Source organism: Mediterranea sp. ET5 (genome assembly GCF_023337025.1).
Classification (GTDB): Bacteria; Bacteroidota; Bacteroidia; order Bacteroidales; family Bacteroidaceae; genus Phocaeicola_A.
The window spans coordinates 114,694-128,150 of record NZ_JAMBLN010000001.1 but is presented as its reverse complement, the minus strand read 5'-3'; the positions used below and the strand labels follow the sequence as shown (position 1 = coordinate 128,150).

At 53.1% G+C, this 13,457-nt stretch carries 10 protein-coding genes; 7 read left to right on the top strand and 3 right to left on the bottom strand.

The genetic code is table 11. The annotated features are described in order from the left end of the window. Entirely contained in the window at window positions 1-708 is a 708-nt protein-coding gene (locus M3087_RS00510) for a DUF4369 domain-containing protein (protein WP_249092976.1), read from the top strand. A 28-nt stretch (window positions 709-736) separates the two neighbouring features. Here M3087_RS00510 and M3087_RS00505 read toward each other — a convergent pair whose 3' ends face one another. Both M3087_RS00505 and M3087_RS00500 read right to left on the bottom strand, forming a co-directional pair. After that, window positions 737-4,096 (bottom strand): AAA domain-containing protein, encoded by a 3,360-nt coding sequence (locus M3087_RS00505; protein ID WP_249092974.1) that lies wholly within the window; start codon window positions 4,094-4,096, stop codon window positions 737-739. Window positions 4,097-4,103: 7 nt separating this feature from the next. Further along, window positions 4,104-5,492, bottom strand: coding sequence for a transglycosylase SLT domain-containing protein (locus tag M3087_RS00500; protein WP_249092971.1), 1,389 nt, complete (start codon window positions 5,490-5,492; stop codon window positions 4,104-4,106). A gap of 147 nt (window positions 5,493-5,639) precedes the next feature. Between M3087_RS00500 and M3087_RS00495 the strand changes: the two genes are divergently transcribed. The 5 genes from M3087_RS00495 to hisB all read left to right on the top strand — a co-directional run bounded on the left by M3087_RS00495 (window position 5,640) and on the right by hisB (window position 10,783). Next, window positions 5,640-6,113, top strand: coding sequence for a PaaI family thioesterase (locus tag M3087_RS00495; RefSeq protein ID WP_106625764.1), 474 nt, complete (start codon window positions 5,640-5,642; stop codon window positions 6,111-6,113). A 347-nt stretch (window positions 6,114-6,460) separates the two neighbouring features. Next, the gene (gene hisG, locus M3087_RS00490) at window positions 6,461-7,312 is read left to right on the top strand and encodes an ATP phosphoribosyltransferase (RefSeq protein ID WP_249092969.1); all 852 of its coding nucleotides are present in this window, start codon (window positions 6,461-6,463) and stop codon (window positions 7,310-7,312) included. Beyond that, window positions 7,312-8,595, top strand: coding sequence for a histidinol dehydrogenase (gene hisD, locus M3087_RS00485; protein WP_249093235.1), 1,284 nt, complete (start codon window positions 7,312-7,314; stop codon window positions 8,593-8,595). Before hisG ends, hisD begins: the two co-directional genes overlap by 1 nt. Before the next feature lie 18 nt (window positions 8,596-8,613). Then, a complete protein-coding gene (gene hisC / locus M3087_RS00480) occupies window positions 8,614-9,654 on the top strand; it encodes a histidinol-phosphate transaminase (RefSeq protein WP_249092967.1) in 1,041 nt (346 codons plus the stop codon). Between the two features lie 10 nt (window positions 9,655-9,664). Continuing rightward, the gene (gene hisB / locus M3087_RS00475) at window positions 9,665-10,783 is read left to right on the top strand and encodes a bifunctional histidinol-phosphatase/imidazoleglycerol-phosphate dehydratase HisB (protein ID WP_022386009.1); all 1,119 of its coding nucleotides are present in this window, start codon (window positions 9,665-9,667) and stop codon (window positions 10,781-10,783) included. Between the two features lie 42 nt (window positions 10,784-10,825). Here the strand turns inward: hisB and M3087_RS00470 are convergent, their stop codons facing one another. After that, complete coding sequence (locus M3087_RS00470) at window positions 10,826-12,184, bottom strand: MATE family efflux transporter (RefSeq protein ID WP_106484683.1); 1,359 nt, start codon at window positions 12,182-12,184, stop codon at window positions 10,826-10,828. A 141-nt stretch (window positions 12,185-12,325) separates the two neighbouring features. Here M3087_RS00470 and mnmA point away from each other — a divergent pair, with 141 nt between their 5' ends. Further along, the gene (mnmA, locus tag M3087_RS00465; RefSeq protein WP_289551362.1) at window positions 12,326-13,450 is read left to right on the top strand and encodes a tRNA 2-thiouridine(34) synthase MnmA; all 1,125 of its coding nucleotides are present in this window, start codon (window positions 12,326-12,328) and stop codon (window positions 13,448-13,450) included. Window positions 13,451-13,457 lie beyond the last annotated feature (7 nt).

Below are 13,457 nucleotides of genomic sequence, written 5' to 3'. Positions count from 1 at the left end.
ATGGAACATGGAGTTATGAATAAATATCTGTTACTTTCGTTGGTGCTTTTGCTATTGACCTCATGCAATAAATATAAGATTGAAGGTTCTGCTTCGGATGCCGGCCTGGATGGAAGGATGCTTTATGTGAAGGTTCTGAATGCCGACAAAGTGTGGCATAGCATAGATTCTTGCGAGGTCATTCATGGGGAGTTCTCCATGAAAGGAGAGGCTGACTCGACGATGATGGCTACTTTATTCATGGACAACATGGCAATTCTGCCACTGGTCGTCGAGAAGGGTACGATGAAAGTGACCATGAGCGGCACTGAAACCAAGGTGGATGGTACACCGCTGAATGAGGATCTTTATGATTTTCTCCATAAACAAAGTGAATTGGAAAACAAGGTACAGGAACTCCTTCATAAGGAGAGCCAGATGATTCTGAACGGTGAGAACCCGGACGAGGCTCATGAAATGGTAAACCGTGAAGGCAAGAAATTGTCCGATGAAATGAGTAAACTGGTTGTTGACTTCATTACGGGCAATTTTGACAACGTATTGAGTGTCGGAGTGTTTGCCTTGATTGCCAGTAATATGCCCTATCCGGTGGTGACTCCTGAAATTCAACAAATCATGGATAAGGCACCCGCTTCGTTCAAAGAGCACTTCTTGGTAAAGGAGTTTATGTCTGTCGCTCAGGAAAACATGGAGCGTATGAACGAATAATTTTCCTGTCTATTATCTTTTTATCCGGTTAGGGCACAATACCTTCATAGGGTGTCAGTGTGCTCAGGAAATCCCGGTAGATGTCATTCTGTATCAATAAATCATAGTTTCCGGTTAGAAAGAATTGCTTTTTGGCTCGCGTAATGGCGACGTTCAGTTTGCGATCAATCCATAGCTCGCCATCACGGACGGGTACGCTGAGTATGTCCAGCTGATAGCGTTGGCTGATGGTCGTAGAGTAAATAATGATGTCGCGTTGGCTTCCTTGATAACGTTCCACGGTATCAATGGTGATTTCGTCGGCTTCCGGAATATCCATTTTGCGCAATTCGTGGCGTATGAGAGCTATCTGGTTGCGGAAGGGCACAATGATGCCGATACGTTCCTTCGCATGGAAGGGAAGCAGATTGGTCTGACATAACGCATGGATGCTTTGCACCAGAGAGGCGGTGATGTGGGCTTCTTCCCGATTGATTTTATTGGAGTCGGCTGCCGGAGGTGTATGGGATGCCATGAATCCCGTGCGGGTATGAGCTACGAAATACTGCAAGGGATGCGTTTCGGCTGTGGGGCATAGACCGAATTCCAGTTCCGCTGTCTGGTGAGGAACAGGGACAATCCCCAGTCTGCCTCCATAGAAATGACGGTTCGCAAAGTCGCTGATGGCAGGGTGCATGCGTCCTTGTCGGTTGAGCATTGCCACAATGCCTTCCATCGGATGTATCTGTTGTAGATGATAGAGCCGTTCAAAGAAGGAGTTGCGTCGGTCGGTCAGCCCAATGGCGTGCAGGGCGGAGTCATGGACCTTGGAATCTTTCTCAGATTGGAGTACGACGGCAGGCAGTTGTTTGTGGTCCCCGACCAGGATAAACTTATTGATGGCACATTGCCCGGTTCCGTTGTGGGCACAGAGGATGCCCAGCAGCTGCGGTTCCAGAATCTGGGAGGCTTCGTCGATAATGGCAACCTGAAACTGTTTGAGCTTGAACAGGTCCGCTTTACCCATGACGGACGCTGTCGTTCCGACAAAGATATGGATGTTCTCAATGGCTTGGCGTATCATTCCACGGTTCGGGCACGATGCAATGACGTTCTGCAGCAGGCGGGGATGGAAACGCTGTTCGCAGGAAAGGCTGCTACCGATGCGCACATAGTCGGGTGTATCGGCGATACTTTCCAGCATCTCGCAGATTTCATCGACGGCACGGTTGGTGTAGGAGAGGAGCAGGATGTTATAACCGGGTTCGGAACAGAACTCCTCTACCATGCTTTTCAAGGCAACCGATGTTTTGCCTGTGCCGGGAGGACCGATAAGGAGGAAATAGTCCTCTGCTTGCTTGGCTTGCAGAACAATCTGGTCGATTTGTTCATTCTTGTAATGTCCGTTGAGGGTACGCTGACTGCATATTCCTGGCTTCCGCAGTCCCAGAATGAGCTGACGACGCGATTCAGGGGCGGTGAGGAATGTGTACAGTCCCTGATACAGGTTGTTAAAGGAGCTGTCCATGAAGTCGTGTTCCAAGGCATACAGGCTGCCAGACGAAAATACCTGGGTGTTCCGTTGTTTGTGGCGTAGTCGCAGACATACCTCATGATCGTTGATGGACTCGATGTTGCCGCGGAATACCTGACGGTTGGTGGCGTTGTCGGTATCGGCATTCCGTTCATAGAGCAGTACGATATCTCCCTGACGGAAGTTGGGCAGAAAACCTTCGTCGTAGTCCGGTACGGATAAGGCAATCAGTTCGATGCCTTCGTTGTCTTCCATGCGGATGATGCGCAAGTCGGTCAGGATGTTTCCTCCGGCTTGTTTGGTGGACAGACTGGCATTCCACAGGTCGGAGAATCCTCGGGAAGAATCCGGCTGCGAGTCTCCGGTCTTTGACAGGAATTGTTCTTTGGCAATGAAGGTGAGGAAGTGGTTGAAGTAGGCTGCCACTGTCCCTTGCATGGCTTCGAGGGGTGCCAGTTGCCGGGCAAGCTTGGGACGTTGCCACTGTACCCAGAGTTTGGAGGTGTCTCCATTCTCATTGAGGTTCTCCGGAGTCAGCTGGGACAGCACTTTGTCAGGATGGCCGTTTTTAATCAGCAGTTCGTTACCGACGATGCGGTTACGCAGGTCGATGGCACGCTGTATTTGTGCTTTAGAACTTCGTTCAAGGAACAGTTTCGGGTAGACCGAGTAGAAGAGGAACGAGTGCACTTCTTCCCGCGGAATGTCCAGGTTGTAATAAAGTACCTCCTTGTACAGGGCCATTTGCAGGGCATGGCTTTCCTTGGAGCGTTGTTCGCCGCCCCATTCCTCCGCTTTCCCGGATTTCAGTTCGATGAGGTTTCTTCCATCGCTTTGCAACAGGTCCATGCGCCCCTGAAGCCCCAGGCTCTCGCACAAAAAGGAAGGTTCCAGGACTGCTCGGTTCTTGTCGATGCGGCATTCGCGGGTGATGAATGACTGGGCAACTGTCCGGTGGATATGGTTGAACTGCATGTGGGCACGTGTGAAATAGTCCTGTTGGATATCCGGACAAGTACAGTATTCCATGACATTGGCACGGAATGCCTTCTGGATGGAGCTTTCAAAAGTAGCGGGAGACTCGGGACGTTCGTTCACACAGTCGTCGAGGAACTGATTGGCTGCATTACCTAATAAGGTATAAAAGGAAGTCTCCCGTGGAATGAGTTTATTGACCAGGTATTGCAATGGACTGCTTCCGTAGTTGGTGTAGCAGGCAGCCAGCGCGCTGATGTCTATCAGGTAGTCCGGTTCAAAGACAATGATTTCCGGAGACAGGACACCTGCTTCGTCGGTGTGTACTGCCAGCAGGTTGAGCTGGGCACCCTCGAACAGTTGAGTGCGGAGGGATTCGAAGGCTTCCGGACAGATAACGGGAAACGGTTCGTCAGACGGGAAGGCTTCGTCGTAGGCATAAATGAAGTCCTGGTCCCAACGGACGACGACCACGCGCATCCGCTTGCGCTCTTCACTCTGATAGGTAGAGGTTGGCAGGGGCCTCCATTGCCGGGGCAGGTCGTGCAGCAGGCTTCCCGGAATTGCTTCGGAAGAGAGACGGCTGACCAGTTCGCAAAGGGCTTTCAGGTCGTAAAGATAGTCTTCTTCCGTAAGGGGGAAGGAGCGGGGGGACAGGCGTGTCTGTTGGGCCTGTTTCCCGTGGATACGGAACACTTCGATAGCTTTGGAGGGAATCTCCCGCTGTTCGCAGAGATAGTGGAGTCGTGAGAACAAGTTGGAGAAATCGGCGGCGCTGTCAGCAGTGAGCTGCTTGCTGAGGCGGTCGAGCAAGGCATAGAGCCGGATATATTTTTCGCGTAGGGTTAAGTCGGAGCAATGGTAAAAGAGAATTTCTTCGAAGAGTTCGTTTCCTGTCATCGGTGAGTCAATGTTTAATCTTGTCTTTATAGAGTCTGTGTCGTTGGAGGATGTCTTTCACGAAGCGGCAGGTTTCTTCGCCGCGGAAGTATCCGTTCTTGCATACTTCGTCGTTGAAGTACCGTTCGTGACTTTTCAGCTTCAGGTATTTTTCTACGTTGTCTTTCCAGCATGTCGGGTCGGCACCATATTTTTTGGCAAGTGCCATGGCATCTTTGATATGCCCTTCCCCTGCGTTGTAGGAGGCAAGGATGAACTTGATGCGTTCTTCCTTGTCACCAACAGAAGCAAAGCTCTTGTCCAGGCGTCCGATATAGACGACGGCTGCCTTGATGCTTTCTTCCGGGTCATCCTCTTTGCCGGGAGGGACTCCCAGTATTCTTGCCGTTCGGGGCATCAGCTGCATCAGCCCCCTTGCTCCTGCCCATGAAACGACCGTCGGGTCAAAGTTCGATTCAGCGTAAGCCAGTGAGGCCAGCAACCGCCAGTCCCAGTCGATTCGCCTGGCGTAGTGCCTGAACAGCGAGTCAAAACGTGAAATCTGTCCTTTCTTTACCGACAGGATGGAGCCGTGAGCGATGCGTTTGCTCTGTTCGAAGTAACGCTTGGCACTGCTCCGGTAGGCATTGGATGTCTTGTTGCGTTTGAACCATTCGTTGGCTGCTTGTGCCAGAAGCGGCTCATCTTTCCGGACGGCCCAGGAAGAACGTTGCACGAAGCTGACATTCAGACGGATGTTCAGGTTGGAATAGTAGGTCCGGTTGACCTTTGCCACTTCATTGTCGCAGATGGTGTAGTCTATCTGTCCCAATGCTACCTGTTCGATGAGGTCTTCTTCCGAGATACTGTCTTCGGTCACCGGATGGATGAGGATACCTCCTCCCAGTTCGTTGTTGAGATTCTCCAGCCGTTGCTGGTAGCGTCCCGGTTTGACATGGATGGTTTTGCCGGGCATCTCGGTCACGTCTTTCAGTGCATTCCGTCCGGCGCGTTGAACCAGGACCTGATGGCTCAGGTTTTCTTCTCCGCAGAAGAGGATGCTGTCTTTCCGTTCATTGGTGACATTCAGGTTATAGGCAATGAGATCTCCTTCCCCTTGTTGCAGTTTGCGGATGAGTTCTTCCGGACTGTTGGCAACTTTCACCTTGAGCGTCACTCCCAGTGAGTCGGCGAACTGTCTGCACAGTTCATACTGGAATCCCATCGGCTCCCCGCGATAATTGAAGTAGGAGGTAGAGCTGTACAATGTGAGAGCGACCAGCTCACCCCTTTGTCGGATGGCCGGCAGGTCGGTGGTAGCTTCCGCATGGTCAGCCGTCTGTTGTCGGTTGGCACAGCCGGAGAGGAGCAGGAACAGGACACCGAGGAGTCCCGCAAAGAGCTTTTCTTTACACATGATTTGACCTTGTTTGCGTGCAAATATACCCCATTTGTTTCTATAACTGAGAATTTACGCTTAATTTTGTTTGCAAGAAATTTGGCAACAAGGCGGGCGTACGGACGGTTCGTTCGCTGAATTCTAACACTAGAGACTGTTATTATGATGAAGAAAATCCAGAATCCGTGGCTACATAAAGAGGGCTACAATTGTTTTGGTTGTGCGCCGGGTAATGCTTCCGGCCTGAAGATGGAGTTCTATGAAGACGGCGACGAGGTGGTGAGCGTATGGCATCCGGAACCGCAATACCAAGGGTGGATTGACACGTTGCACGGCGGTATACAGGCGGTCTTGCTGGACGAGATTTGTGCCTGGGTGATTGTGCGTAAGTTGCAGACTACCGGCGTTACGTCCAAGATGGAGACCCGTTATCTGAAACCCGTATCGACGAACGACTGCCACCTGACCTTACGGGCACATATCAAGGAGGTACGCCGTAACCTGGTGACGTTGGAAGCAGGATTGTACAATGAAGCCGGCGTGTTGTGCACACAGGCTGTCTGCACCTACTTTACCTTTTCGAAGGAGAAGGCGGCAGAGATGGGCTTCCAGTCGTGCAAACTGGAAGAGGAGGAGTAAAGGAAGTGTCTTCCGCTTTCTGTACGGAGAAGCCGTGCATGGAGGCTTTCGGAAACGGTTGCCGGACTATAAAATGACAGCCCGTATGGCTTGGATTTGATAATTTGAAAATAAAATCACCCTAAATGTTTGCATTTTCAAACGGAATGTCCTACTTTCGCCACCGAAACAATTGAGAAACGTATGAGAACAAACACTACATTCCATCATCATTGCCCTAACGAAGATACTCGGTAGGCTGTGTTGTCGTATGTAGTCGTATGATAAAAAGATTTGAGAGGCTTGCCGTTGGGTAAGCCTTTTTTTTTGTATCCATGCAATGATGTTAAACTAAATAGAAAAGAACTATGTTACGTATTGCCATTCAGTCCAAGGGCCGTTTGTTTGAAGACACCATGGCCTTGTTGCAAGAGGCAGGAATCAAATTGAGTACATCTAAACGAACCCTTCTGGTACAGGCTGCCAACTTCCCGTTGGAGGTACTGTTCCTGCGCGATGATGATATTCCGCAGACTGTTGCCGGGGGAGTTGCTGATCTGGGCATTGTGGGAGAGAATGAATTTGTAGAGCGGCAGGAAGATGCCGAGGTGGTGCGTCGTCTGGGGTTCAGTAAGTGCCGCCTGTCCCTGGCGATTCCTAAAGAGGAGGCGTACACGGATGTGTCGTGGTTTGAAGGGAAACGCATCGCCACGTCTTATCCTGGTATCTTGAAAGACTATATGAGGTCCAAAGGGGTTCATGCCGATATCCATGTGATTACAGGCTCTGTCGAGATAGCTCCGGGCATCGGACTGGCAAACGCGATTTTTGATATCGTCAGCTCGGGCTCGACGCTGATTAGCAATAACCTTAAGGAGGTGGAAGTCGTGATGCAGTCGGAGGCTGTACTGATAGCCAACCGTCAGCTGACGTCGGAAAAGAGGGACGTTCTGAAAGAGCTCCTGTTCCGCATCGAGGCTGTGAAAAGTGCGGAGGACAAACGGTACGTACTGATGAACGCCCCCAATGAACGGCTGAAGGAAATTATAGCAGTCCTGCCCGGCATGAAGAGCCCCACGGTGATGCCGTTGGCACAGGAGGGATGGAGCTCGGTACATACGGTGCTGGACGAGAAATGTTTTTGGGAGATTATTGGTAAACTGAAGTCGCTGGGTGCAGAGGGCATTCTGGTACTTCCGATTGAAAAGATGATATTATGATGAAAGTTATTCGTTATCCGGAACGTGCGGAGTGGACTTCCTTGCTGGAACGTCCGCACATTGATATGACAGCCTTATACGCTACGGTTAACACGGTACTGACGGATGTACGGACACGGGGTGACCGGGCAGTCTTGGATTATGAAGAGAAGTTTGACCGGGTGAGTCTGTCCTCTCTTCAGGTGACTGAAGCTGAGATGGAGGCAGCGGAGCAGCTGGTTCCCGAGGAACTGAAGGATGCCTTGCGACAGGCTGAGCGGAACATAGCGACCTTTCATGAGGCGCAGCGCTTTCAGGGGAAGAAGATTGAGACGGCTCCCGGTGTGGTGTGCTGGCAGAAGGCAGTCCCCATCGAGAAAGTCGGGTTGTACATACCGGGCGGAACGGCTCCGCTGTTTTCCACGGTCCTGATGTTGGCGGTGCCTGCCCGTCTTGCCGGATGCCGGGAGATTGTGCTCTGTACTCCGCCCGACAGGGAGGGAAGGGTCAATCCTGCCATTCTCCATGCCGCCCGCCTTGCCGGAGTACATCGTATCTTCAAGGCTGGAGGAGTTCAGGCAATCGGAGCCATGGCGTACGGGACGGAGACTGTCCCGAAGGTTTATAAGATATTCGGTCCCGGCAATCAGTATGTCATGGCGGCGAAGCAACAAGTGTCGCTTCATGAGGTAGCTATCGACATGCCTGCCGGTCCTTCGGAGGTGCTGGTTGTCGCCGATGAAAAAGCAAACCCGGTTTTTGTGGCAGCCGACCTGCTTTCACAGGCAGAGCACGGGGCAGACAGTCAGGTTCTCCTGGTGACGACGTCGGACCGGATGTTGGAACGCGTCCGGGAGGAAGTGCAGGTCCAGCTGGAGAAGTTGCCTCGTCGGGAACTGGCGGTCCGTTCGCTGGAGCACAGCAAGCTGATCCTGGTGCACAGCATGGAGGAGGCTATGGAACTGGCGAATGCCTATGCTCCCGAACACCTTATCCTGGAGGTGGAAGACTACACATCCCTGTCTGAGAAAGTAGTTAATGCCGGCTCTGTGTTCATGGGAGCTTATACGCCGGAGAGTGCGGGAGATTATGCTTCCGGCACCAACCATACATTGCCCACCAGCGGGTATGCCCGGGCTTACAGTGGCGTCAATCTGGACAGCTTCGTACGTAAAATCACGTTTCAGGAATTGTCGCCCGAGGGCATACGCAACATTGGACCGGCGATTGAGAAGCTGGCGTCCGGTGAGCAGCTTGATGCACATAAGAATGCCGTGACCTTGCGGCTCTTGTCTTTACAATGAATTTAAACGACCAGTGACATGAGAACTTTAGACGAACTGACGCGACCGAACATCCGAAGGCTGAAACCTTATTCTTCGGCACGCGATGAATATAAGGGGAAGACGGCGTCGGTCTTTCTGGATGCAAACGAAAACCCTTACAACCAGCCGTACAACCGCTATCCCGACCCTCTGCAGGGAGAGGTGAAGCAAGCCCTTTCAGCCGTGAAGGGGGTTGACCCTGACTCTATCTTCCTGGGTAACGGAAGTGATGAAGCGATAGACCTGCTGTTCCGGGCGTTCTGTGAACCGGCGTGTGACAACGTGGTAGCCATTGACCCGACATACGGCATGTATGAGGTTTGTGCCGCTATAAATAATGTAGAATACCGCAAGGTCCCACTGGACGAGGCTTTCCGCTTCCGTGCCGATGACATGCTCCGGAAGGCAGACGCGCAGACCAAGCTGATGTTCCTCTGTTCCCCGAACAATCCGACCGGCAACAGCCTGGACCGTGCGGAGATGGAACGTCTGCTCGATGCTTTCGACGGGTTGGTGGTGGTCGATGAGGCCTACATCGACTTTTCTTCCGGACCTTCCCTGCTGGGGCAACTGAAGGAGCGCCCGAATCTGGTTATCCTTCAGACCTTCTCCAAGGCATGGGGTTGTGCGGGAATCCGTCTGGGCATCGCCTGTGCACATCCGGAAGTGATAGCTATCCTGAACAAAATCAAGTATCCCTATAATGTCAACCTGCTGACCCAGCGCGAAGCACTTCACATGCTGCAGCAGCCGTTGCAGGTGCAGCAGTGGGTCGGTGTGTTGCTGAAAGAGCGGGAACGGCTGATGGAAGCATTCGCCGGGCTGCCCTGTTGCCTGCATGTGTACCCGACCGATGCCAACTTCTTCCTGGCGAGGGTGACCGATGCCAACGGTATTTATGCCCGCCTTGTGGAGCAGGGCATCATCGTGCGGAACCGTTCGCACATCACCCTTTGCGACAACTGTCTGCGCATCACGGTCGGCACATCCGAGGAGAATGATGCCTTGCTGGAAGCCTTGTCCCATGAAGCCGTTTGAAGATAAGCCTATGAAAAAGAAAGTACTGTTTATTGACCGTGACGGGACGTTGGTCCTGGAACCTCCTGTCGATTACCAGCTGGATGCGTATGAGAAGCTGCAGTTCTATCCGGGTGTCATCCGCAACCTGGCGTTCATCCGCCGGAAGCTGGACTTTGAGTTTGCCCTGGTCACCAACCAGGATGGACTGGGAACTCCTTCCTTTCCGGAAGAGACCTTCTGGGGAGTACATCGTCTGGTGATGCAGACGTTGGCAGGCGAGGGCATTGATTTTGACCGGGAGTTCATTGACCGTACGTTCCCGGAGGAGCACGCCCCGACGCGCAAGCCGGGGACAGCCATGCTGACGCGTTACTTTTCGGATGAATACGATTTGCCGGGCAGCTATGTCATCGGCGACCGCCTGACCGACGTGGAGTTGGCGAAGAACCTCGGGTGTCGTGCCATCTGGCTGCACGAGGGAGAGGAAGGACTCCCGGACGACCTGAAGGAGGTCTGTGTGCTGGCTACTCCCGACTGGGACCGTGTCGCAGAGTTCCTGTTCGCTGGTGAGCGGACGGCGGCTGTCCACCGGGTGACGAAGGAGACGGATGTCTATGTACAGCTTGGGGTGGATGGAAGCGGACAGTGTGAGGTGTCGACCGGATTGGGATTCTTTGACCACATGCTGGAGCAGATAGCCCGGCATGGCAACATGGACCTGACCATCCGTGTCAAAGGAGACCTGCAGGTCGATGAGCACCACACCATTGAAGACACGGCACTGGCATTGGGTGAGTGTCTGCTGAAGGCGTTGGGTGACAAGCGGGGCATGGAACGTTACGGCTATTGCCTGCCGATGGACGACTGCCTGTGCCGGGTCGCACTGGACTTCGGGGGACGTCCGTGGCTGGTCTGGGAGGCGGAGTTTCGTCGCGAACGGATCGGGGAAATGCCGACGGAGATGTTTCTCCATTTCTTCAAGTCGCTCAGTGATGCCGCCCGGATGAATCTGAATGTCCATGCCGAGGGAACGAACGAACACCATAAGATTGAAGGAATCTTCAAGGCATTTGCCCGTGCATTGCGCATGGCTGTGCGACGCGACATCTACAACTACACGCTACCCTCTACAAAAGGTTGTCTATAAAGAGAGAAAGGGAAGAATGCAGTCGGGTGAGGTAACGGTGCCTCATGCCGCCTGCATTTTTTTGAATTTCTTGAGCTGGATCCACAGCAGCCATGCCGTCACAATGGAAGCCAGCAAGTCGGATGCCGGCATGCTGAACCAGACGCCGTTCACACCCAGCCAGGGAGGCAGGAAGAGCAGGCAGGGCAGGAGGAAGAGCAGCTGGCGCGTCAGGGAGAGGAAGATGGACTTCTTCGCCATGCCCAGGCTTTGGAAGAAGTTGGTGGTCACCATCTGGAACCCGATGATGGGATAGAAGAGGACCATGATGCGCATGGCTTTGGCCGCCAGGTCAATCATCTGTTCGTCGGTCGTAAATGCCGAAGCAACCAGGTGGGGGCAGAGCTCACCGATCAGGAAACCTGCCGTCGTGACACAGGTGGCGCTGTAGATGGTGAGCTTCAGGACGCGGATGACGCGGTCAAACAGCTGCGCTCCGAAGTTGTAGCCGGCGATAGGCTGCATGCCTTGGTTCAGTCCCATGACAATCATGACAAAGAAGAAACCGACCCGGTTGACAATGCCGTATGCACCGATATGGTAGTCGCCTCCATAATCCTTCAGACCTTTGTTGATGAGGATGACGATGAAGCAGGCCGCCAGGTTCATCAGGAAGGGAGACATGCCGATGGCAATGATGTTGGTGACAATCGAACGGTTGAACCGGTAGATGCCCCGCTGGAGATGAATCAGTTCATTCTTGTTGCTGAGGATGTGTATCTGCCGTAGCAGGGAGATGGCTTGTGACAGGACGGTCGCCAGGGCGGCTCCCTCGATGCCCCACTTGAATCCATAGATGAAGATGGGAGCCAGGATGGCATTGAACACCACCGTGTTGATGGTGGCAATCATGGCTTGCTTGGGGTGTCCCGACGCACGCAACACACCGTTCAGTCCGAGATACATGTGGGTGATGACATTGCCCAGCAGGATGACCCGCATGAAGTCGCGGGCATAACCGATGGTGGAATCGCTGGCACCGAAGAAATAAAGGATGGGGTCGAGGAATATCAGGGATATGAACCCGAAGGCAAGTCCGATAATGACGTTCAGCAGGACGACGTTGCCCAGGATGCTTTGGGCGGTGTCATAATCTTTTTGCCCCAGTCGGACTGAAATCAGGGTGGCGGCACCCACTCCCACCAGGGAGCCGAAGGCGGCAGCCAGATTCATGAACGGGAAGGTCAGAGCCAGGCCGGAAATGGCCATCGCACCTACGCCCTGTCCGATGTAGATGCTGTCAATCATGTTATATAAGGAGGCCGCAGTCATGGCAATGATGCCGGGAATGGAGTACTGTGTCAACAGTTTTCTGATGGGCAGTGTGCCAAGCTCGGTTGCTGTTCCTGTGTGTGTCGTCATGTGGTATGGTTGTTAAGAAGTGGTGCAAAGGTAGCCCTTTTGCGTTGTATAATTTCTTTTCCTCTCTTCGTCTTTGCTGAAAAATAGAATAGTTTAACAGTACAAACAAAGTGAAAATAATATCTTTGCCGTTCGCAATACATAAACAGAAAGACGATGAATGACAAGAAAGTTTTAGTGGGAATGAGTGGCGGTATTGACAGTACAGCTACTTGTATGATGCTGCAGGAGCGAGGTTATGAGGTGGTCGGAGTGACCATGCGTACGTGGGATTCTCCCTCGAAGTTCTCGTCTCCGGACCAGGAACTGCCTGACTATATACTGGAAGCTCAAAGCCTGGCAGAGCGTTTGGGCATTGAACACCATGTGGCGGACGTGCGTGAAGAGTTCCGCAAGGTGATTGTACAGAATTTCATTGACGAATACATGAGCGGTCGCACACCCAATCCGTGTGCCATGTGCAACCCGCTGTTCAAGTTCCGTATGCTGACCGACTGGGCGGACCGCCTGGACTGTCGGTACATCGCGACCGGGCACTATTCGCGCCTGGAGGAGGTGGACGGCCATGTCTATATCGTGGCGGGGGATGACCCCAGGAAGGACCAGTCCTACTTCCTGTGGCGGGTGGACGAACAGGTGTTCCGCCGGTGTATCTTCCCCCTGGGGACTTATACCAAGGTCTCGGTGCGTGAATATTTGCGCGAGAAGGGGCTCGTTGCCAAATCGGAGAGTGCGGAGAGCATGGAGGTATGTTTTGTCGACGGAGACTACCGGGACTTCCTGCGTCAGCAAGTGCCCGACCTGGATGAGCGTATCGGGACCGGTAAGTTTGTCGATGCAGCCGGCGTGACGCTGGGAACGCATAAAGGTTTTGCCTATTACACCATCGGACAGCGCAAGGGACTGGACATCGCCTTGGGAAAGCCGGCTTACGTCTTGAAGCTGAACCCGGAGAAGAACACGGTGATGCTGGGCGACGCGGAACAGCTGAGAACGGAGTACATGCTGGTGGAGCAACCCAAGATGGTCGATGCGGAGCGGTTCTTCCGGGAAGAAGGACTGAGTGTACGCATCCGCTACCGGAGTACGCCCATCCCTTGTGACGTGAAGGTGCTCGATGACGGACGTTGGCTCGTCCACTTCCAAGCGGAGGCTTCCTCCATCACTCCGGGGCAGTCCGCCGTCTTCTATGTGGGCAAGCGGGTCGTCGGGGGAGCCTTGATAGCTTCCCAACGCGGAATAGGAATGTATATTGAACAACCATAACGTAATC

Bases quoted from the DNA above. Each gene is read 5' to 3' on its own strand.
- M3087_RS00510 (WP_249092976.1), top strand. From the start codon at position 1: ATGGAACATGGAGTTATGAATAAATATCTGTTACTTTCGTTGGTGCTT.
- hisB (WP_022386009.1), top strand. From the start codon at position 9,665: ATGAAAAAGAAAGTACTGTTTATTGACCGTGACGGGACGTTGGTCCTG.
- hisC (WP_249092967.1), top strand. From the start codon at position 8,614: ATGAGAACTTTAGACGAACTGACGCGACCGAACATCCGAAGGCTGAAA.
- M3087_RS00500 (WP_249092971.1), bottom strand. From the start codon at position 5,492: ATGTGTAAAGAAAAGCTCTTTGCGGGACTCCTCGGTGTCCTGTTCCTG.
- hisG (WP_249092969.1), top strand. From the start codon at position 6,461: ATGTTACGTATTGCCATTCAGTCCAAGGGCCGTTTGTTTGAAGACACC.
- M3087_RS00470 (WP_106484683.1), bottom strand. From the start codon at position 12,184: ATGACGACACACACAGGAACAGCAACCGAGCTTGGCACACTGCCCATC.
- hisD (WP_249093235.1), top strand. From the start codon at position 7,312: ATGAAAGTTATTCGTTATCCGGAACGTGCGGAGTGGACTTCCTTGCTG.
- M3087_RS00505 (WP_249092974.1), bottom strand. From the start codon at position 4,096: ATGACAGGAAACGAACTCTTCGAAGAAATTCTCTTTTACCATTGCTCC.
- M3087_RS00495 (WP_106625764.1), top strand. From the start codon at position 5,640: ATGAAGAAAATCCAGAATCCGTGGCTACATAAAGAGGGCTACAATTGT.